This is a genomic window from Flectobacillus major DSM 103 (assembly GCF_000427405.1).
Taxonomy (GTDB): Bacteria; Bacteroidota; Bacteroidia; order Cytophagales; family Spirosomataceae; genus Flectobacillus; species Flectobacillus major.
Genome location: NZ_KE386491.1, coordinates 721191 through 743263 on the forward strand (window position 1 = coordinate 721191; position 22073 = coordinate 743263).

At 37.7% G+C, this 22073-nt stretch carries 19 protein-coding genes; 12 read left to right on the plus strand and 7 right to left on the minus strand.

Annotated elements, in window-relative coordinates; all coding sequences use genetic code 11:
* Positions 1 to 12 precede the first annotated feature (12 nt).
* Positions 13 to 825 (minus strand): alpha/beta hydrolase, encoded by an 813-nt coding sequence (locus FLEMA_RS0104840; protein ID WP_026994483.1) that lies wholly within the window; start codon positions 823 to 825, stop codon positions 13 to 15.
* A gap of 377 nt (positions 826 to 1202) precedes the next feature.
* On the opposite strand from FLEMA_RS0104840, the gene FLEMA_RS0104845 reads away from it, so the two are divergent.
* The 9 genes from FLEMA_RS0104845 (at position 1203) to truA (ending at position 12290) form a co-directional block, all read left to right on the plus strand.
* Positions 1203 to 1724 carry a gluconate 2-dehydrogenase subunit 3 family protein gene (locus FLEMA_RS0104845; protein WP_026994484.1) on the plus strand — a complete coding sequence of 174 codons (522 nt, stop codon included), beginning with the start codon at positions 1203 to 1205 and terminating at the stop codon, positions 1722 to 1724.
* A 31-nt stretch (positions 1725 to 1755) separates the two neighbouring features.
* Positions 1756 to 3474, plus strand: a complete 1719-nt coding sequence (locus tag FLEMA_RS0104850) for an FAD-dependent oxidoreductase (protein ID WP_026994485.1) — start codon at positions 1756 to 1758, stop codon at positions 3472 to 3474.
* A gap of 46 nt (positions 3475 to 3520) precedes the next feature.
* Positions 3521 to 4690: an acetyltransferase domain-containing protein gene (locus tag FLEMA_RS0104855; RefSeq protein ID WP_044170814.1), complete on the plus strand. Its 1170-nt coding sequence runs from the start codon at positions 3521 to 3523 to the stop codon at positions 4688 to 4690.
* 30 nt (positions 4691 to 4720) lie between these two features.
* Entirely contained in the window at positions 4721 to 5584 is an 864-nt protein-coding gene (locus tag FLEMA_RS0104860) for an alpha/beta hydrolase (protein ID WP_026994487.1), read from the plus strand.
* 137 nt (positions 5585 to 5721) lie between these two features.
* The gene (locus tag FLEMA_RS0104865) at positions 5722 to 7899 is read left to right on the plus strand and encodes a xanthine dehydrogenase family protein molybdopterin-binding subunit (protein WP_026994488.1); all 2178 of its coding nucleotides are present in this window, start codon (positions 5722 to 5724) and stop codon (positions 7897 to 7899) included.
* Positions 7900 to 8060: 161 nt separating this feature from the next.
* Complete coding sequence (locus tag FLEMA_RS67535) at positions 8061 to 8663, plus strand: nucleotidyltransferase family protein (RefSeq protein WP_044174334.1); 603 nt, start codon at positions 8061 to 8063, stop codon at positions 8661 to 8663.
* Between the two features lie 350 nt (positions 8664 to 9013).
* Positions 9014 to 9820, plus strand: a complete 807-nt coding sequence (locus FLEMA_RS75900) for a response regulator transcription factor (protein ID WP_026994489.1) — start codon at positions 9014 to 9016, stop codon at positions 9818 to 9820.
* Between the two features lie 466 nt (positions 9821 to 10286).
* Positions 10287 to 11327, plus strand: coding sequence for a sensor histidine kinase (locus FLEMA_RS75905; RefSeq protein ID WP_052353957.1), 1041 nt, complete (start codon positions 10287 to 10289; stop codon positions 11325 to 11327).
* A gap of 225 nt (positions 11328 to 11552) precedes the next feature.
* Positions 11553 to 12290 (plus strand): tRNA pseudouridine(38-40) synthase TruA, encoded by a 738-nt coding sequence (gene truA, locus FLEMA_RS0104885; RefSeq protein WP_026994490.1) that lies wholly within the window; start codon positions 11553 to 11555, stop codon positions 12288 to 12290.
* Positions 12291 to 12427: 137 nt separating this feature from the next.
* On the opposite strand, the gene radA is transcribed toward truA, so the two are convergent.
* Entirely contained in the window at positions 12428 to 13804 is a 1377-nt protein-coding gene (gene radA, locus FLEMA_RS0104890) for a DNA repair protein RadA (RefSeq protein WP_026994491.1), read from the minus strand.
* A 235-nt stretch (positions 13805 to 14039) separates the two neighbouring features.
* Here radA and FLEMA_RS0104895 point away from each other — a divergent pair, with 235 nt between their 5' ends.
* Positions 14040 to 14687 carry a porin family protein gene (locus tag FLEMA_RS0104895; RefSeq protein ID WP_026994492.1) on the plus strand — a complete coding sequence of 216 codons (648 nt, stop codon included), beginning with the start codon at positions 14040 to 14042 and terminating at the stop codon, positions 14685 to 14687.
* Between the two features lie 95 nt (positions 14688 to 14782).
* Here FLEMA_RS0104895 and FLEMA_RS67550 read toward each other — a convergent pair whose 3' ends face one another.
* Complete coding sequence (locus FLEMA_RS67550) at positions 14783 to 15175, minus strand: LytR/AlgR family response regulator transcription factor (protein ID WP_052353959.1); 393 nt, start codon at positions 15173 to 15175, stop codon at positions 14783 to 14785.
* Between the two features lie 331 nt (positions 15176 to 15506).
* A complete protein-coding gene (locus FLEMA_RS67555; RefSeq protein WP_052353960.1) occupies positions 15507 to 17219 on the minus strand; it encodes a DUF885 domain-containing protein in 1713 nt (570 codons plus the stop codon).
* Positions 17220 to 17434: 215 nt separating this feature from the next.
* Here FLEMA_RS67555 and lysS point away from each other — a divergent pair, with 215 nt between their 5' ends.
* On the plus strand, positions 17435 to 19147 hold the full coding sequence (gene lysS / locus FLEMA_RS0104915; protein ID WP_081681258.1) for a lysine--tRNA ligase: 1713 nt from the start codon (positions 17435 to 17437) through the stop codon (positions 19145 to 19147).
* Positions 19148 to 19362: 215 nt separating this feature from the next.
* Here lysS and FLEMA_RS0104920 read toward each other — a convergent pair whose 3' ends face one another.
* Both FLEMA_RS0104920 and FLEMA_RS0104925 read right to left on the minus strand, forming a co-directional pair.
* Positions 19363 to 19557, minus strand: coding sequence for a cold-shock protein (locus tag FLEMA_RS0104920; RefSeq protein ID WP_026994495.1), 195 nt, complete (start codon positions 19555 to 19557; stop codon positions 19363 to 19365).
* Between the two features lie 193 nt (positions 19558 to 19750).
* Positions 19751 to 19948 (minus strand): cold-shock protein, encoded by a 198-nt coding sequence (locus FLEMA_RS0104925; protein ID WP_026994496.1) that lies wholly within the window; start codon positions 19946 to 19948, stop codon positions 19751 to 19753.
* 536 nt (positions 19949 to 20484) lie between these two features.
* Here FLEMA_RS0104925 and FLEMA_RS0104930 point away from each other — a divergent pair.
* Positions 20485 to 20706: a PspC domain-containing protein gene (locus FLEMA_RS0104930; RefSeq protein ID WP_026994497.1), complete on the plus strand. Its 222-nt coding sequence runs from the start codon at positions 20485 to 20487 to the stop codon at positions 20704 to 20706.
* A 13-nt stretch (positions 20707 to 20719) separates the two neighbouring features.
* On the opposite strand, the gene FLEMA_RS0104935 is transcribed toward FLEMA_RS0104930, so the two are convergent.
* Positions 20720 to 21724, minus strand: a complete 1005-nt coding sequence (locus FLEMA_RS0104935; RefSeq protein ID WP_026994498.1) for a glycosyltransferase family 2 protein — start codon at positions 21722 to 21724, stop codon at positions 20720 to 20722.
* Between the last annotated feature and the right edge of the window lie 349 nt (positions 21725 to 22073).

Consider the following 22073-nt stretch of genomic DNA (forward strand, 5'->3'; position numbering starts at 1 on the left):
GCGACCTTTTTTTTAATTATTTTTCAAGAAAAAGGCATTAAAAAAATAAAAATGATTTCTGGTCGACACAGCCCAGTATTCCCAGTTATGTCCTCCGGGGCGTTCTGTATATTCATGAGGATATTTTAAATCTACAAGTTTTTGGTGCAAAGCACGATTGACACCAAGAAAGAAATCATCAACCCCACAATCTAGCAATATAGTAAGTCCTTTGGGGAAAGTTTGATTAATAACAGCATGTTTTTCCCAAACCTCTCGGTTTTCTTCTAATTTGCCCAAACGGCCTTTAATATTCCAGTTGTTAGGAAATGGCACAATATCGACCCCGCCACTCATACTGGCTACAGCCCCAAAAATATCGGGATGACGAGTTGCCAAAAACATAGCTCCATGACCACCCATACTCAAGCCAGTAATAGCACGATGCCCAATATCGGCTTTAGTACGGTATTTTTGGTCAATTTGTGGTACTAATTCTTTAGACACATAGGTTTCGTATTGGTATTTTGGCTCAATAGGGCTATCAAAATACCAGCTATCGTATCCACCGTCTACACAAACAGCTATGACTTTATATTGGTCAACCAACTGCTTGAAATCTGGAGAATCCTTTACCCAATTTTTGTGATTACCACTCCAGCCATGTAAAAAATAAATAACAGGAAAACGAGTAGATTCGGCCTGCTGATACCCCTCGGGCAATACTACTACCACTGGACTGTATTTTTGCATGGCATTGCTATAAACCTGAATGGTATCAACTTTGGCTGCTAATACACACGATGCACAAAGCAAATGGAAAAGCAATAGAATTGTTTTTTTCATATTATGATAATAGAGTTTAAATTGTATTGAAAGGCAATTTAATAGATAATCTTGCCAAAATTAGGCTGTTTGCCTTAAAATGTACCAATAGAGGAACGACTGAGTGATTGAGAGAGTTTGTGAATTAGTAAATGAAGGGTAGTATGGTATCAATCATTGAGGGGGATTTAATGCGACTTTTATGGAGTTATTTAATGTACAAGATAGATTTTTAATGAAATAACCCACAACTCACTCATTAACTCACAATTCTTTCGATAGATTAAGTAATATATTGCCATAGAGGTATGCTTTTTCTATAAAAACATACAGACTTTACAAGTTAATATGCTTATTTAGTTTATATTTAAAAATTACAACTAAAACTCTGATTAATTATGGAAAGACGTTCCGCAATAAGGAACTTAACTTTGGCCGTAGGAGGGCTAATTGCTATGCCCTCATGGGCAAAAGGCTGGACCCCCGAAGGTATTGTTGATGCCCCAACTTCTGTACAAACTACTGCTGCTCAGGAATTACTCGCTGCCATTACAGAAGCTATTATCCCCGAAACCAGTACACCTGGTGCCAAGTCACTGAAAGTACATCTTTTTGTAGAACGTATGATAAAAGACTGCTATGGCGAGGAGGCTCAAGGTATTTTTAAAAATGGATTGACACTTACCGATACCATTAGTCAAAAACTTCATCAGAAAAACTTTGTAGAGAGTAATACCGCCGAACAGCTAGCTGTACTAAATGCTATGAAAGCGGCTCAGGATACTACTGCAAAACAATTTGTTGGTTTAGTTAAAAATCTTACTATTCGGGGGTATATGAACTCGGAATATGTTATGGTTAATTTATTGAATTTTAATATGGCTCCAGGTTTTTATCATGGATGCGTACCTCTCAAGTAAATTGTTCCCTTCAATCCAATTTTCTCTAATTATGTCGTTTTTAACTATTGATTCTATAAAAGAAAGAACTTTCGATGCTATCGTAATTGGTTCGGGAATAAGTGGTGGCTGGGCAGCCAAAGAACTAAGCGAGAAGGGTTTGAAAACCCTAGTGTTGGAGCGTGGGCGTGACGTAAAACACGTAACCGACTACCCCACAACGATGATGAACCCTTGGGAATTTGAACATTTGGGGCAAATTCCTAAGGCTATTAAAGATGCCAACCCTATTGTAAGTCGTTGTTATGCCTTTAATGAAGATGCCGCCCATTTTTTTGTAAAAGATGCCGAACATCCTTATATACAAGACAAACCTTTTGATTGGATTCGTGGATACCAAGTAGGTGGGAAGTCGCTAATGTGGGCCAGAGGAACACAACGCTGGTCGCAGTTTGATTTTGATGGCCCTGCTCGTGACGGCTTTGCCGTAGAATGGCCTATTAGCTATGCTGAATTGGCACCATGGTATAGTCATGTCGAGAAGTTTGCGGGTATTTCTGGAAATAAAGACGGCTTACCACAGTTGCCTGATGGCGAATTTTTGCCTCCTCACGAACAAAGTTGTGTTGAGAAGCATTTTAGCCAACAAATGGCCAAGCATTATAACAACAAGCGACCTATTATTATTGGTCGATGTGCTCATTTGACCAAGCCTCAGCCTATTCATTTGAAACAAGGGCGAGGACAATGCCAAAACCGTTCGCTATGCCAGCGGGGCTGCCCTTACGGAGGGTATTTTAGTAGTAATTCGTCTACTATTCCATGGGCACTTAATACGGGCAATATGACCCTCAAGCCCGATTCTGTAGTCCATTCTATTATATTTGATGAAAAGAAAAATAAGGCTACAGGTGTACGAGTAATAGATGCTCATACCAAGCAAATGACCGAATATTATGCCCGTATTATATTTGTGAATGCGGCCACTATGAATACCAATTTGATATTGCTCAATTCAAAGTCAAATCGTTTTCAGAATGGCTTGGGCAACGATAATGGGTTGTTGGGCAAATATATTGCTTTTCATAATTTTAGAACAACCATTTCGGCCGAATACGAAGGCTTCCAAGATAGTATTACAGAAGGAATTAGACCCAACGGAAGCTATATTCCTAGGTTTAGGAATGTTGAAAAACAAGAAACGGATTTCTTGCGTGGTTATGCGGCAGGTTTTGGTGCAAGCAGAAGCTTAGATAACGATACTTCGGGTTTTGGTGAGGAACTAAAAAATAATTTGACCCAAAAGAAATATGGTAATTGGCGGGTAAGCTCGCACATGATGGGTGAGACTATTCCGAAGGAAAGTAATGTTGTAACCCTCGACAATACCCTCAAAGACCCTTGGGGTATTCCTCAGTTGCGGGTGTCGGTAGCCTACGACGATAACGATGAAAAAATGATAAAGGATTTTCATGAACAAATGACCGAAATGTTGACTATTGCAGGGTTTGTCAATATTCAAACACATGATAAACCCGACAAAGCTCCAGGCCTAGATATTCATGAAATGGGAGGTGTTAGAATGGGTAAAGACCCTAAAACATCGCTTTTGAACAAATGGAACCAATTGCATAATTGTAAAAATGTCTTTGTAACGGATGGGGCTTGTATGACTTCTGTTTCTACGCAAAATCCATCGCTAACTTTTATGGCAATAACTGCCCGAGCAGCCAACCATGCTGTGGCAGAGATGAAAAAAGGAAATTTGTAAAATACCAATAACCTACCAAATACTTATAGCTGTTACCAATACGACAATGATAAACAAACGGCACCCTTCGATTGATTTTACACGTGGGCTAGTCATGATTATTATGGCTCTGGATCATGTGCGTGACTTAATGCACGTAGGTTCGCTAACAGAAGACCCCACTAATTTGGCTACAACCACACCTTTACTATTTATGACAAGGTGGATTACTCATTTGTGTGCTCCAACGTTTGTGTTTTTGTCGGGGGTATCGGCGTATTTGTCGTTTAATAAGCACCACAATATAAAGGAAAGCCAGCGGTTTTTGATTACTCGTGGTTTGTGGTTAATCTTCCTAGATTTTACGGTGATTAGCTTGGGTATTTGGTTTGATATTAAGTTTAGAATAATACTATTTCAAGTAATTGCTTGTATTGGGTTAGGTTTTATTCTGCTTGCTTTTTTGCTTCGAGTATCGCCCAAAATACAGGCAATTATAGCTGTTGTCATTGTGTTTGGGCATAATGCTTTAGCATTGATACCACCTTTTGAAAATATCAGCTTGAAAGTATTATGGGCTGTTTTTGTGAGTCCCAATATATTTCCTGTTAGTAATAGCTTCACAATGGCCTTTTTGTACCCAGTATTACCTTGGTTTGGTATTATGCTAGCAGGGTTTGTTGTAGGGCGTTTGTACGATTTGGACGATGTAGCTCGCAGAAAAAACCTTACCCAAATCGGCCTTGCCTTTTTCTCTGTGTTTGTATTGTTACGATTCCTCAATATCTATGGAGACCCAGTGCCTTGGTCTGCCCAAAAAAATATAGGGTATACTATTTTATCATTTATCAATACCACCAAATATGCTCCATCGCTACTATTTACCCTCATGACCCTAAGTGTTACGATGGCCATGCTTCGGTTGTCGGATGGTGTCCATAGCCAATGGATTAGCCGTGTCAGTATATACGGCAAAGTACCTCTTTTTTACTATATAATACACTGGTATCTTGTGCATACTGCCATGTTGATTATGGTGTTTTTGCAGGGTTATTCGTGGGAAAGCCTTCAATTTGGAGCTTTTAAATTTGGTCGTCCCGAACAAGGTTCTGGGGTTTCACTGCCTTCTATTTACCTGATTTGGGCGTGTGTGGTATTGGTATTATACCCATTATGTTTGCGATATAGTCATTATAAAGCGGCCAATTCCGACAAAAAATGGCTAAGATATTTCTAGTACTTTATTCTAAAACCCCTTCTATTGAACATGAAAAAACTATTCACATTATTGATGTTTGCTATTGGGCTGCCTGTATCTGTTATGGCACAAGGTAGCAAAGTATTTGAAAATGTATCGGTAAAAAGTAAAATCCTCAATGCCGACAGGAAGTTTGCTATTTATTTGCCTGCCGACTACGAAACCTCCCAAAGGAGTTACCCTGTATTATATTTATTGCACGGAGCAGGCGACGACCAAACGGGCTGGGTGCAGTTTGGCGAAGTACAGCATATTGCCGACCAAGCCATTGCCGAAGGTAAGGCTACGCCCATGATAATTGTGATGCCCGATGCCAATACTGGTAGAAGAGGCTATGCCAACGACCCCAAAGGAGAATGGCGTTATGAAGATTTTTTCTTCCAAGAATTGATGCCTTTTGTCGAAAAAACATACCGTATCAAAGCCGAAAAACGCTTTAGAGCTGTGTCGGGCTTGTCGATGGGTGGCGAAGGTACATTTACTTATGCCTTGCATCATCCCGAGCTATTCTCGTCTGCTTGTCCACTAAGTGCTGCTACTGGCCCCATGACCTTAGAGGACGAGGAGGCTCGTTTAAAACGCTTTAATATTACTGCTACCGACGAGGAGAAAAAAGCTCATTTTGCCAAATACAGCATACTAGAATTGATTAAGAATATACCCGACGACCAAAAGAAGGCCGTAAGATGGTATATTGATTGTGGCGACGATGATTTTCTTTACGAAGGCAATTCGTTGGTACATATTGCCATGCGAAAAAAAGAAATTCCTCACGAGTTTAGGATTCATGATGGAGGACACACTTGGACTTATTGGCGAACTGCTTTGCCAAAAGTTTTAAGCTTCGTTTCAGAGGCATTTCATCAATATTAATACACAAAAAGGGCTATGATTCAAACAATATCGTAGCCCTTTTTGTAGGTTAAAGTATAAACACTTGAGCTAAAAATCTGATAAGGAGTTGTGTGTTTTATTAAATTTGAGGATATATCATAAACTTGCCCAAAATCATGCAGACATCAACAACAGCACTAAATCGCCGTCATTTCCTGAAAGTTTCAGGACTTTCTGGAGCAGCATTTATCATTGGTTTGTCAGGCACTTCGGCCGAGGCTTCTCAGCCAGAAATTCAGAATTTAAGTCGGCTAGAAGCTTCTTTTGAGTTAACGCCTTTTGTAGTAATCGAAAAATCTGGAAAAATTACTATCATGAATTCTAAACCCGAAATAGGGCAAGGTACATGGCAGTCGATTCCGATGATTATTGCCGAAGAATTAGAGGTTGGCTTAGACCAATATACCATTCAACAAACCAATGGCGACAAAAAATTTGGAGGGCAAACCGCAGGAGGAAGTGCGTCGGTAAGAACCAGTTTTGCTATGCTTCGCAAAACTGGAGCAACGGCTCGTGAAATGCTTATTAAAGCAGCCGCTCAGACATGGTCTGTACCCGAAACCGAATGTTATGCCGAACGTGCCGTAGTGTATCATCGTGCTTCTGGCAAAAAAATAGGCTATGGCGAATTGGTAGAAGTTGCTGCAAAACTAGATGTACCCAAAGACCCCAAACTAAAAGATAATAAAGATTTTAAGCTGATAGGTAAAGATACCCAACGCCAAGATATTCCTTTGAAAGTAGCAGGAAAAGCTACTTTTGGGATAGACGTTGAAGTGGCAGGAATGGTATATGCGTCGGTAGAAAGGTGTCCTGTTTTTGGGGGAAAAATCAAGAAAATAGACGATACCAAAACCCTAAAAGTAAAAGGTGTACAAAAGGTTGTGAGAGCCGAGCGAGTTTTAGGAAAAAATAGATACGAGGTGGTAGCCGTTATTGCCGACACTTATTGGGCTGCCCTCAAAGGAAGAAAAGCTCTGTCGGTAGAATGGGATTATCAGGGCTTTGACCAGTTTAATAGCAAAGATTTTGAAAAACAGTTGCGTGATTTGGCCAAAACCGACGGTGTGGTCGACCATAATCAAGGAGACTTTGATAAAGCTTTTGCCGATGCGGCTGTCAAAATAGAGTCTTTTTACGAAACACCAATGGTTTCGCATTCGCCTATGGAGCCTATGAATTGCTTGGCTAGCTGGACAGATGGAGATAAACTCGAAATATGGGCTTCGTCACAAGGCCCTGATTTACTCCGTAATCGGGTAGCTGAAGGCTTGAATATCCCAGCTGAGAATATTAAAGTAAATATCCAATTTAATGGTGGAGGTTTTGGGCGACGCTTGTACCAAGATTTTGCTACCGAAGCTGCCAGTATTGCCAAGGAGGCTGCTAAACCTGTAAAAGTAATTTGGACTCGTGAAGATGATACCCAACAAGGGCCTTTTCGACCAATGACTTTTTCGGCTTTGAAAGCAGGGTTTTCGGCCGATGGCAAAGCTCTTGCTTTTCAGCATAAAGTAATTTCACCGTCTATTAGTGCTACTCAAAACAAAACCTACGACAAAACAAAATCGGATGGTTCAATGACCGAGGGTATTAGTGAACAACAATACGAAATTCCGCATATCAAAAACTTCTATGTACATGTCGAAACGCATATTCCACTGGCCGCTTGGCGAGCAGTAACCAGTACAACGTTGTCCTTTTCGCATGAATGCTTTATTGATGAAATGGCCTATCAAGTCAAAAAAGACCCTTTTACATTCAGGCAGGAGATGCTTACTAAAGAAACTGATACCCGAAGAGTTTTGAATAAGCTCAGAGAAGTATCGCACTGGGACAAACCTTTGCCAAAAGGATGGGGTAGGGGTGTGGCTCAGTGGGAGTTTTTTGCTGGATTGGCGGCACAGGTGGTTGAGGTATCTAAGACTGCTTCAGGAGGCATTAAAATAGAAAAAGTATATGCCGTAATAGACTTAGGCACAGTTGTAAATCCCGATAATACAAAAGCACAAGTAGAAGGAGCTATCACAATGGCCATTGGGGCAGCTACCAAAGATGCTATTACTTTTGAAAAAGGACAAGTGCAACAATCTAACTTTCATGATAATAGAATGGTCAGAATCAATGAAATGCCTGTCATTGAGGTACATATATTAGCCGAAGGTGGTGCCAAAATCAAAGGCGTGGGCGAGCCAGGTTTGCCACCGTTAGCTCCTGCATTGGCTAATGCCATTTTTGCTGCTACAGGCAAGAGAATCCGAAAAATGCCATTCGATTTAGATAAAATATCGTAACTACAATATTTTTTGCTCTTGCATATTAATGATCAAAATAGAAGGAACAACATCGTTAGGCACAAAGAAAAAGTTCTTTTTGTGGTTTATTGGCAAATGGTAGTATCCATAACACAAAATCTTGCTGATACTTTGTGCCTATGTTCCTAAAAAAAGAAGGTATGATACCAAAAATAGCGTTTATTATTCTAGCAGCGGGTAGTTCTAGCCGATTGGGACAGCCTAAGCAGTTAGTTTCTTTCGAAGGTTGTACCTTGATAGAACGAGTTTTTAAGATTTCTGTCAGTATTTCGCCTAATGTTCAAATTGTATTAGGGGCTAATGCCGATTTGATAAAAAAACGCTTTGAGACATACATTACTCAGCCAATATTTATAGAAAACCCTTATTGGCAACAAGGTATGGGTACGTCTATCAGAACAGGAGTCAATAACCTGAACGATACCCCCGATGCTGTATTAATACTACTATCTGACCAGCCTGCGGTTTCAATGGAGCTTCTACAAGAAATGATACAACATTTTCAGATAAGTGGCAAAGGCATTGTGGCGTGTCGGTATGCGGGGCAATTGGGTGTACCTATGCTGTTCGACAAAAAATATTTGTCCCTACTGGCTAGTTTACAAGGCGACAAGGGGGCAAAGGCATTTCTACATCAATTTCCCGACGATATTCAGGTAATAGATTTTGAGGCAGGAAGTTGGGATATTGATACCCCCGACGATTTAGCGAGCCTTTCTAACAAAAAAAATGCTGAGAAATAACTCCCAGCATTCTACGGCATATTGGTATATGCAGTATATTTCGATGGCGGTCGAAATTCACGATAAGAACACTTACAATTAAACTTGCGATTGGTTCGATACAAAATTGAGCTAAAATAATCTGAAAATAAATAGCCAATTTGGCTATTTTATGTCTAAAAAAAGCTATCTTTAGTAGAGTTCACATATTTTTGAAACATTCTCTGTGTTTTTTTGAGCAAAAGTAGTTGATTCCCCAAAATAATTTTTGTATTATCTTACATTGATATTCACTCATCCTAGAGGCTCCACTAATAATAAAATAAAAATTGTATACCTAAATCCCAAGATAAATACTACCTGGTTTTTCGATGAGATACCCAAACAATGAACTGCTGAAAACACAAGTTGGCTATAAGTTAGGTTATATACCTGATTTGTCAGAACAGCTATCGGATGAAACATTGGTTAAATATTATGATATACTAGCATTACTTGCTGGGCATAAAGTACCTCTAAATGCAGTATATGGTTTGGTAGATATGAGTACGTGCTCTTTTAAATATATACAACATACCGCAATAGAGGAGATTATGCTGGGGGTTCAGTCGGGTGAGTTTACCAAAAGTAAATTGTCGGAATGGGACTATTTTCAAGGAAAACCCAATAACTCAAGCTATTGGGGGTCGTCATTTCAAATGTTAATAGATATTATTCATCAAAAAAAAGAAGACAAAAGGCGTTCATTTGTTGCGTATGCTTACAGTACCAACTACCTAGACGAAATGAGCAACAAGCCTATTTTATCACAAATAAGTGGCTTGGAGTTCGACTCAAGAGGATATCCCTTACTTTGTTTTTTCAAAAGTCAAGATATTAGTTACCTTACCAAAAACAGTAAGCATTGTGGTATTAGGGTAGAGTTTGATGGAGGCGACGATGTGGTGATTTGTTGTCTACCCGACCCACAAATCAAAAAACAAGATATTTTTACAGAACGAGAATTGTCGGTGTTGAAACTATTATGCCAAGGGGCCGAATCAAAACAAATTGCCGAGACCTTGTTTATTAGTTCTAATACCGTAGATAATCACCGCAAAAATATGATTCGCAAATTAGATGCCCGCGATACAACGGCGTTGGTACAACTAAGCAAAATGTTAGGTGTATTACGTTAAGCTATACTACTTAAAGCACAAACGCTTAGCCTCTCCTGTTTAACAAGTCGGTTTTCTTTGTAAGAGGCCGACTTTTGGTTTTTATCAATTATACAAATTTTATAAAATACACTTAAAAACTCTATACCTTTGCGTCAAAGGGGTGATGTCTGATAAGGGTAGTGATTTCAACCAATATTTACGGGCTAATAAATAATGGAGTTGCTTTGCAATTAACATTTGATAATCAGTAATTCATAAGATATTTTTGTTTTCCTTTAAGTGTCTAAACAAGTCATCTAATTTTTATGAATCATATATTACTACCATAATTTGGTATAATCATTGTATAGAAAAGTTAATATGCCTAATGAATAAAAGCCGAAGAATACATCATTCTTCGGCTTTTGCATTGAGAATATTGTATTGTCGGGGATATATACTCCTACAATTTTGTTCATTAAAATAGTACTTATTTAATAGGTGTATGAATACCAATAAAGAAACTGTATTTTGGAAATATCATCTGATATGGTGGAGTATTTCTATGGCGTATGCTAGTTTTCCTCCTCATTATTTGCCCAAAGGAGACTGGTTTACGATTCTTTGTTTTGAGCTATTATTCTTTTCAAGCATGGTTATAGCAACGTATCTGTATAGGCTAGGGTATCGAAAATTCAACCCGAGCGAAGACAGTTTTGTGAATAGAATTTTGAGTTGCCTTGTAGGGTCTTTGTTGGTGGGAGGCATATTCTATATACTGCATTATCCAGACTTTATTTTTCATTTCAAAACCCTATCGGTTGGTATGAGTGCCGAAGAAAGTCTGGGTTATTATTTCGACTGCGTATGGTTTACTTTGCCTTGGTTTACGGGTTATCACTTATACCGTTATCAAGAAATAACAGCTTATCGGAAAAAACAGTTTGAAGACATAGAACGAGCCTATCATTTGTCCGAGCTTGAAAACCTACGGAAACAATTGAATCCCCATTTCTTATTTAATTCCTTGAACGACATCAGGTCGTTGATGCTTTCTGATGTAATGGGGGCAAGAGACGCTATGCTGAAGCTGTCGGAGTTGCTCAGAAACTCGATAAAACTTGGCGAATTGTCGCAGGTAACCTTATCGCAAGAATTAGAATTAATAGATGATTATTTGTACATTGAGAAACTTCGTTTTGAAAATAGACTGATTGTATCGAAAAGTATTCCCGAATCGACCCTATCGTATAAAATTCCGCCGATTAGTTTACAATTGTTGGTCGAAAATGCTATTAAGCATGGAATTGGCAAATATAGAAAAGGTGGAGAAATCAAAATTGTAGTAACTCAGCACGAAGGCCGACTTATTTTGCAGGTATTAAATACAGGTAAGCTCAACGAAGGAATTACCTCCAATTCGGGAATAGGGCTGAAAAACCTCGAAAAACGCTTGTCTATTTACTATGGTACACAAGCAAGCTTGTCGATGAACGGAGATGACGAATGGGTAGTAGCAACAATTCAGTTACCGATTTCGGTATAAAAAAAGAAAGCTGTAAGATACGAATCTTACAGCTTTGCCATATTGCTTCTTGCTATTATTTGATCACTAACCTATTAGATAAGTTTTCAATACAAAGATAATTTTTTTTTGTTCGCAAGTATTACGAATGTTTGCTAATGAGCAAAATTGGTATGTAAACTGCTGATTTTAGTTTGTAAAAAGCATTTGATTAAATCAAGAATCGAGATTATAAAAGTAGAAGTTATGCGATATTTTTTAGAATGTTCTTATTTAGGAACAAATTACTGTGGGTGGCAAGTACAGCATAATGCTTTGTCGGTGCAAGAAGAGATTGAAAAGGGGTTATCTACCTTATTAAAAACTAAAATAGGTATTTCGGGAAGTAGCCGTACCGATGCAGGTGTTCATGCTTATAGGCAAATTGCCCATTTTGATAGAGAAACGCCTATTTCAGATACCCATCAATTGGTATATAGATTGAATAAAATTCTTCCACAAGATATTGTGGTCAAGCAAATTTATCAGGTACCCAGTGATTATCATTGTCGGTTTGAGGCCATTTCTCGCAAGTATGAATACCGAATTATCCGCAAAAAATCACCTTTCTATCAGCATATTGCCTATCAATTTGAGATGGATTTAGATATTGAAAAAATGAATCAGGCAGCACAGGTACTATTTAACCATATCGATTTTGAATGTTTTAGTAAACTACACACCGACGTAAAAACCTTTAATTGTACTATTTTGGAAGCAGAATGGAAGCAAGAAAAAGATGATTTATGGGTATTTCATATCAAAGCCAATCGTTTTTTGAGGGGTATGGTACGTGCAATCGTAGGGACATTGCTGGAAGTTGGCTTAGGAAAATTAAGTGTAGAGGGATTTGAGGAGGTTATTTTACAAAAAAATCGCCAAAAAGCAGGACGCTCTGTTCCTGCCCAAGGTTTGTTTTTGATGGAGGTAAATTATCCTAATTAAATAGAATTGTTTGTGTGGTCTATAAGCAGGCAAATCTATTTGCCTGCTTATAGAAGAGCTGTACGAAGAATGGTACTTTATTAAGAATACAGCCTTCTTATCTAAATACCAAAATCTGTAATACCCTAGATTTTTGACTATTTTCTCAATATTTGAATAAATACTTCCTCCAATTTAGATGCCATCCTAATCTTGATGTCAAAGGCATCGGTATTGAGTCCTTTTGCATTGAACTTTGAAATCCAAATTTCTTTAAATCCAAGTTTCTGAGCTTCGGCAATACGCTGTTCGATACGGTTGACAGCCCTAACTTCACCACCAAGACCCACTTCAGCAGCAAAGCATATTGAATTAGGCAAACTGATGTCTTCATAAGAAGAAACAATAGAAGTACAAACTGCCAAATCAATGGCAGGGTCTTCTACCTTGAGGCCGCCTGCAATATTCAAAAACACATCCTGATTACCCAATCTAAAGCCGCCTCTTTTTTCTAAAACTGCCAAAAGCATATTGAGCCTTTTGGCATCAAAACCTGTCGAACTACGTTGGGGTGTTCCATAGGTAGCAATCGAAACCAACGATTGAATTTCTATAAGCAAAGGGCGGTTTCCCTCTAGCATAGCCCCGATAGTAATACCCGAAAAGTCTTCGTCACGCTGAGAAATCAAAATCTCGGATGGGTTGGTAACTTCACGAAGTCCCGATTCTAACATTTCATAAATGCCTAATTCAGAGGTGCTTCCAAATCGGTTCTTGGTAGTTCTCAGAATTCTGTAAGCCAAATGCCTGTCGCCCTCAAACTGTAAAACGGTATCTACCATGTGTTCCAATACCTTGGGGCCTGCCAATGCTCCATCTTTGGTAATATGGCCAATCATGAATACAGGCGTACCCGATTCTTTGGCATATTTCATCAGTTCGGTAGCACATTCTTTTACCTGCGAAATACTACCAGCACCAGCCTCAATAAAAGATGACTGCAAAGTTTGAATAGAGTCGATAATAAGAATATCGGGTTCAAATTGTTCAATTTGCTTAAAGATATTTTGAGTAGAGGTTTCGGTTAGGATGTAACAGTTGTCGCTTTTATGAGTTAGACGTTCGGCACGCATCTTAATTTGCTGCTCTGATTCCTCGCCCGAAACATACAAAACTCGGTAATTGCTTAGTGTAAGGGCAATTTGTAGCATCAATGTAGATTTCCCGATACCGGGCTCGCCCCCAATAAGTACCAACGACCCCAGCACAATACCGCCTCCGAGTACTCGATTCAATTCGTTGTCTTTGGTCAGAATACGGGGTTGTTCTTCAAAGTTTATTTCTTGAATAGCTCGTGGTTTTGCTGCTATTTTGAGCGATGTACTTGGTTTCCAAGACCCTTTGGTAGGCTCTTCTTTCTGAAGAAGCTCTTCAACAAATGTGTTCCATTCTCCGCACGAAGGGCATCGCCCCAACCATTTCGGGGCTTGATGTCCGCAGTTCTGACAGAAGAAAGAGGTTTTGGTTTTTGCCATTTTTTTTTATAATATTTTGATATTTAGGTAATTAAGTATAATAGTTTTGTTGGATAGAATAAGATTTTGGGTAATATTAGCTACCGTTTACGAAATTATGCCAAAAAAACGACTAAATCTTGTATCACATAAAGTTATTATCACGTTATCTTGCCATCAATTGAATTACAATATCGTTGAAATACGATTTTATCGTCTGTATCTTTAAATTTACACATTCAAAACTTTTGTAAATATGAAAAAATCACTTTGTATCTTATCCGCAATGTTATTGATTTTGTCGTTTAGCTCAAAAGCTCAGGTTTTTACTCTAGGTATCAAAGGTGGGGTAAACTTGGCTCAGTTGAAGCTTGGTAACGAATTAACGTCTAGCTCTATTGGGTCAAATTTCCAACAAAGCTTAGACACTAAAACGGGCTATGTAGCTGGTATATATGCCAGAATAGGGAACAAGTTGTTTATTCAGCCCGAAGTATTGGTTTCTGCCAAAGGCGGTACGTTAAATATTTTGAAAGGCGGGAGTACTGCCAATAAAGAAACGGTTGATGTAGAATACACCAATATTGATGTTCCTTTGTTGGTAGGCTATAAATTTGGCATATTACGTTTGAATGCTGGCCCCATGGCCTCATTTAATGTACAAAGTGGAGCAAGCCTCAATGATGCAATTAAGGGCTATACTACCAATGGCGTAGGCGATGCTTTTAAAAATGCAGCTTACGGCTACCAAGTGGGTGGTGGCCTCGACCTCGGAGCGTTGTCATTGGATGTACGTTATGAAGGAAGTTTGTCAGAAGTAACAGCTATCGACCTATCGAATAAGGTAAACTTTAGTCAAAAATCTAATTTATGGCAATTAACCCTTGGCTTGAAGATTTTGTAGATAACAAAACACCCTCCCGAAATTTTCAGGAGGGTGTATGTTATTCACCTAACCACTAAAATAGTTTTTTTATAAAAGATGACCTATTGGGTCATTTAATTACGTTTTCTAATAAATTCCGCTACTTGTCGTTCAAAGTACTGTTTTCTTCTCCTCGATATCTCCACTTTTTGTCCTGTTTTCATCGTTACAAAATAAAGACCTTTGGTCTGATAGCTCATGACGTAATTCATATTAATAAAATAAGACTTATGAATTCTTGCAAAATTATTGGCAAGAAAAGTGTCTGAAAATTCTTTTAATGTTTTGGAAATCAAGATTTTTTTTCCGTTGACAAAGTGAACAAAGGTATAATTGCTTACACCTTCGAGGATTATAATATCAGATAAGCTAATGGCTGTTTTGTTTCTATCTGTATAAATTTTGGCCTGTTCACAACCTTGGTAAGAATTAATCACAGGCATGTAATTTTGAGAAGATGGGTTCATATTATTAAGGTTAAACAGATTTGTTGCGTAAATTTTATGTTACAAAGTAAAGCATACAAAATCCCATATTTTAGCGTATATATACCGAATCGTAAAAAACAGGTATTTTTACGGGGTAATATTATTTGGCTTGTAGAGGCCGCTTCGAGGTGTTTTTTATGTAGAAAAGATGAGCCATTCCAAATTTTAGGCAATATTAAAAAGAGAAACTCCCATTGGAAAAAACGCACACAAATGTTAGGTATTGATTGGCTATTAATCAAACAAGTCGGTCGAAAAACTAATTTCGACCGACTTGTTTGAACTAAAAATTCGGGATGACTTATGTTTATTATTTAACCAAAATTCGTCTGAGTAATTGAATCGGAGGCATACCGTTGTCGGTGATGTCGTCATGAAATTTTTGTAGAGAAAATTGACTTCCTTGTTTCTTTTTTAGTTCGTCTCTCAAAGCCAAAATCTGTAATTTTCCTAACGAATAGGATAAATACCCTGGGTCGTAAGTACCACGTAGAGCCTCTTCGTACGCAGGTTTTTCTTCATAATAACAATTTTCCATCAAAAACTTTGTACCATCTTGTACACTCCAGCCCGCAGTATGTTCTTTGATAGAAACCACCAATCGACAAAGTCGTAATAACGATTCCGACAACTGAGCCATTTTGTATTTGGCTTGTGTAATTTTGTCGCCTTGTCGGTAGCCTTCTTCTAGCATCATTTGTTCGGTATAATGTGCCCAACCTTCTACAAAAGCATAGCTACTAAATAGCTTGAGGGGTACACTTACTTTAGAATGATTGAGGTGCAAAAACTGCACATAATGCCCTGGATACGCCTCATGAATCGAAATGATTTCGGTAGAATACTTATTAAATAATGTTAGCCATTCTTCTTGCTGTTTGGGTGTCCATGATTTTGAGGGTGGTGTTACATAATAATACGCCTCCGAAGCTTCGGGTTTTTCAAATGGGCCAGGGGTATCCATAGCGGCGGTAGCTCCAACCATAAAAGCAGGAGTAGTAACTACTTTGGCTCTAATTTCGGAAGGAAGCGAAATGATATGTTTATCAATCAAAAATTGACGAATATCTTCACATTTATTTTTGGTAAAAGCTATCAGCGAATCGGCTGTAGGGTGTTCTTTCTGAATACTTTTAAACACTTCGAGCGTTGATTTTCGAGGGTCTATAATTTTGGCAGCTTTAGCAAATTCAACTTGTTCTTCTTTTAATTTAGCTAATCCAATGGCCAAAATAGCTTCAGGTGTAGTGTCGAGCATCTCGTTGTATTGTAGCATTTTGATATAGTTGGCTCTCCCAATCGCAAAACTACCTTTGGCATTGGGTAAGGTAGTAGTTTTGAGAAAATCAGAAAAATCACGTAAAGCTTTTGTTGCTATTTGGGTAGAAACCTTCAGCGAATCCTGCAAGCCCTTTTGGTATACTTTTTCAAAAGCTTTTGGTACGTCTTTTTCCATGTAATCGGCATTGCTTTTGAAGGCATCAATGGCTAGCAATACTTCTTCTTTAAAGTTAACATTACTAAGGTTTTGCTTGGCGATTGCCAACAAAGCAGGTATTTGTTGTTGTACTTTAATAATAGCTTTTAGGCGTTGGTTGGCAGGGGCATAATCTCTTTTAACATAGCTAGTTATATCTACAGCCGACAAATAGCTAAGAGGGCGTTCGGTAGCTTTTAGTTCTTCTAGTTCAAACAAAGATTTTTTGATTTGGCTTTGCAAAACATAATAGTCGATAAGGTTATTTTCAGAAAGCTTAGTAGTATCTATCTTGCCAAATTTATCGGCATAATCTTTTAATTGTCCAATTTGTTTTGTAACCGATCCTTTGCTAAAGTCGGGTAGTTGGGCATCATACTCATGATAGCCAAGTGCTATGGCATCTTGAGGAGACCAGTGGAGGTAATCTGTAATAAATTGCTCGGAGAGCTGCTTGAAGGTATCATCTTGGCGATTGAAAAAACTACAAGAACTTACCATAAAAATGACAGTCAGGGGCTTGATTAAATTGACAAAGTGTTTCATAAAATGGAGGAATTTAAGGAATCAATTTCTGCAAAATACTGATTTTTAGCCTTCAAAATAGAGAAAAATAGAAAAAATCATAAAAGAAAGGCTTAGTCTGCAAGAAGTTGGTTTGAAGACCCGTGAATTCTGACTAATTTTGCAAACTTTAATAATTCGTATCAGTTTACCATTCAAAGAATCATTAGCGAAGGTAACCTTATAAACAAATTACAATGCTTTCAGAACAAGAAATCCTCCGTCGCCAGAAACGCGAAGAGTTGATGAAATTGGGGATAGACCCATACCCAGCCGAAATGTTTGACGTAAATGTAACGGCCTCAGATATTCATAAGAATTACGAAAACAATAAGATTGATTATAAGAATGTCTCGATTGCGGGTCGTCTTATGAGTTTTAGAATTATGGGTAGTGCTTCATTTGCTGAATTGCAAGATGCTACAGGCCGTATTCAACTCTATTTTCGCCGTGATGATTTGTGCCCTACCGAAGATAAAACGCTTTATAACACGGTGTTCAAAAAACTATTGGATATTGGTGATATTATAGGGATAAATGGGTATGTATTTACCACACAAACAGGCGAGATTTCAATTCATGTTACTGAATTTAAAATTTTAAATAAAGCTCTTCGTCCTTTACCAATTGTAAAAAGAGATGAAGCTGGTAATATTTATGACGGCTTAACCGACCCCGAAATCCGTTATCGCCAGCGTTATGTGGATTTGATTGTAAACCCAGACATCAAAGATATTTTTATCAAACGTTCACGAATCATAACAACCATGCGTAGTTTATTTGATTCAAAAGGATGGCTAGAGGTAGAAACCCCAATTTTGCAATCAATTCATGGTGGAGCTTCGGCTCGTCCTTTCAAAACGCACCATAATACATTGGATATGCCTTTGTATATGCGTATTGCCAACGAGTTGTACCTAAAACGCCTTATTGTAGGTGGTTTTGATGGTGTTTATGAGTTTGGGAAAATGTTCCGCAACGAAGGAATGGACCGTACTCATAACCCAGAATTTACGTCTTTGGAGTTTTATGTAGCTTACAAAGATTACAACTGGATGATGAATATTACCGAAGAGATTTTTGAGAAAGTTGCTCTTGCTACCAACGGGCAGACCAAGGTAAAAGTAGGAGAGAACGAAATCGAGTTTGCTGGACCTTTCGAGCGTTTGTCAATTACTGGAGCAATCGAGAAATATACAGGTGTAAATGTTGAAGGCATGGACGAAGCAACCTTGCGTGAGTACTGTACTTCGTGGGGAATTGAAGTAGATAAGTCTATGGGTACTGGAAAATTGATTGATGAGATTTTTGGTGAAAAAGTAGAAGCCAATCTTATCCAGCCAACCTTTATTATTGACTATCCAGTCGAAATGTCACCATTGACTAAAAAGCACCGTAGCAAACCGGGTTTGGTAGAGCGTTTTGAGCTGTTTGTGAATGGAAAAGAAATTGCCAATGCCTATTCCGAGCTAAATGACCCAATTGACCAACGTGAGCGTTTTGAAGAGCAATTGCGTTTGGCCGAGCGTGGCGATGAAGAAGCAATGGCTATGGACGAAGATTTCTTGCGTGCTTTGGAATATGGTATGCCGCCAACCGCAGGTATTGGTATTGGTATCGACCGTCTAACAATGCTGATGACTAACCAAACAACGATTCAGGAGGTATTGTTTTTCCCTCAGATGCGTCCAGAAAAACGAGTAGAGGTATCTACAGAAGCCGAATATGAAGCTATTGGAGTACCAACCGAATGGATTCCTGTATTACAAAAAATGGGCTTTATGACTATCGCAGCCTTGAAAGAAGCCAATCCCAACAAAGTATTTAATGATTTGGGAGGAATGCGTAAAAAACTAAAACTAGATATTCAAATTCCTAGCAAGGATACAGTACTACAATGGTTTGAATAACCCAATAATAGTTTGATTTAGAAAAGCTTGCCTACCAAGGTAAGCTTTTTTTGTGAGGGTATATAAAACAAAAACCCTTAACGACAAGCATCAAGGGTTTTTGACATGTTCAATGAGAAAATAGAGTCATTGAGAAATAGAATCCTATATAGAAAAATAAATTCTGAAATTCAAATTTTATAGTTCTGTTATCCGAATTCTTCAATCCGAATAAACTAGACTTTTCTAACATTAACAGCATTCAAGCCACGTTTTCCTTCAGTTACTTCGAAAGAAACACTGTCATTTTCACGAATCACTGAGCTAATTAATCCTGTTACGTGAACAAAGATTTCTTCATTTGACTCGTCATCAACGATAAAGCCAAAGCCTTTTGATTCGTTGAAAAATTTTACTTTACCAGTTTGCATAAAAAAAGAATAAAAATGTATAAAAAATAAAAAGTACTCTACGTAAAAATAACATGTAAACAAATAAAAAATCCCAGCCCAAGTGGACTGGGATATCTTAAGACTATATATAGCTTGAATGTTTATGTCTTGATTTTCTGCAGTTGTTTTGTCTGAAAACTAACGACAAATGACCAACGACAATGAATGCAAACTATCTGATTTTCTTCACATTAACGGCATTTAAGCCTCTCTTTCCTTCAATAGTCTCGAAAGAAACTTTGTCATCTTGACGAATTTGGACACCGCCCAATCCAGTTACGTGAACAAAAATTTCCTGTGCAGTTTCATCGTCTACGATAAAACCAAATCCTTTACTTTCGTTAAAGAATTTAACTGTACCTGTTTGCATGATTTAAAAAATAAAAATTAATAAATAAAACTTCTCGTGTAAGCCCAAAGCTCACGTTATTAAATAGCTCCAAAAATTTTTGATTAAGATTTGTAAGTACTTGATAATCAAAGAGAGGCAACACTGAAGAAGATTGACGGACTCTTGAAAACTGGTAACTTTAACTCGGTAATCGTAACATTAAGAACTATTATTTATCAAATGTAGGTATAATTTTATAGAATCCTACTTTTTTAAGCCTTTTTTTTTGAAAATGAGTAAAAATACCTTGCCTTTAGGGCGGAATTATTATATTTTTTACTGGTATTTTTATTTTAAAGGCTAAAAACTTATAGCTTTTGCTTAAAAAAAAGATAGTTTTTTAGGAAAGTTTTTTCTTAACTTATTCATTTACAAAGTTTTTGACTGATTTGTTTTGATAGATACAATTTAGAAGCTAATAATTCTTAGTATCTTTGTTCAAGATACTGTTTTTTTTATTAAAATACAGGCTAGATTATTGATTTAGACAGGCAAGAATTATATCCTTTTAAACAATGCTAAAATTTAAGTATTTCGTTGAACAGCACGTTTTTGGCGTGTGTACTCGCATAGGGGAAAAATTTGGTATTTCAATCGGAAGTATTCGTTTGTACTTTATTTATACGTCTTTTCTTACTATGGGGTCGCCAATCATTATTTATTTGGTGTTGGCTTTTTGGATGAACATTCGCAAGTATTTACGCCAAAGAAATAACCCAAGTGTTTGGGAATTTTAATATTCCCAAACTATTACAAATCCTTATAATATTTAATACCCTTAGCAAAGTGTAACCAAACAATGTTATGGGGGTAAATATGATTAATGTGGGCTTTATGAATTATAGTTTTGCGTTTTTGATGCCATCGCTTCCATTGGGCATAAAAATTAAAATGAGCTCGCACCACTGCCCAACAGTCTTGCCAGCTGTCAAAAAACAAAAATTTGGCCCCTGCAACACCATCTAATACAAGCCGAGTCAATACTTGGAGAAACAGGTTGTTGTTCGAGCTATTTTTGTAAAGCATAGCCAAGCCATTCCTAAAATTCAAAAAAGTTTTGTGAGGATTTGATTTATGTAATGTGCCACCACCAACATGATACACCTCTGACTGTCCACAGTAATATATTTGGTAGCCTGCATGTTGCATTCTCCAACACAAATCTATTTCTTCCATGTGGGCAAAAAAATCGCCATCAAAACCTCCCAATTGCTTATATACATCGGCTCGTACAAACATACATGCACCTGTAGCCCAAAATACTGGAACGGTGTCGTTGTATTGTCCTTTATCTTCTTCTAGTACATTGAAAATCCTTCCTCGACAAAAAGGATACCCCAGTTTATCAATAAAACCACCAGCAGCCCCTGCATACTCAAAATAGGACTTATTATAAAAATCTTTGATTTTAGGTTGACAAGCTGCAATAGTTGGATCGGAGTCCATTAGTTCAACTATTGGTTGAATCCAGTTGGGGGTTACCTCTACGTCTGAGTTGAGCAGTACAAAGTAGGTAGCATCATCAATTTGGGCTAGGGCTTCGTTGTAGCCTTGGGCAAAGCCATGATTGATAGCTAACTGGATAAGTTGAACATCAGGAAATTGTTCTTTCAAAATTTGTACCGAATTGTCTGTAGATGCGTTGTCAGCTACATAAATGGCCGCATTAGAAGCATTTTTGATAACCGAAGGTAAAAATTGAGTAAGGAATTTGGCACCGTTATAGTTAAGAATGACAATAGCAACTTTTTTCATTAAGTGGTAAATTAATTATACAGTATGAGTTATCAAAATCATTACGATTAGAAGTTTTATGAGGTCGAGATAGTAGAATAATACAACAAAAGTAAGTAGTTTTTTTTTAGTTCATAAAATGAATATAGAATCATTTATTTTTTGGTAAGTCAAGCGAATACTTTTGGTGACTTAAATAGCCTTCCAAAATCCTAGTTTGCGATGTTGGTCGGTTTTCTGAAAGTACTGTTATTTGTCTTGAATACACTTATAAGTATATATTTGCAAAATGGCTTGAGCTATTTAAGCTAATTTCTGAGAAATAATACCTCTTTGTGCTTAAATTCATATCTAAAAGCAATGCAAAATC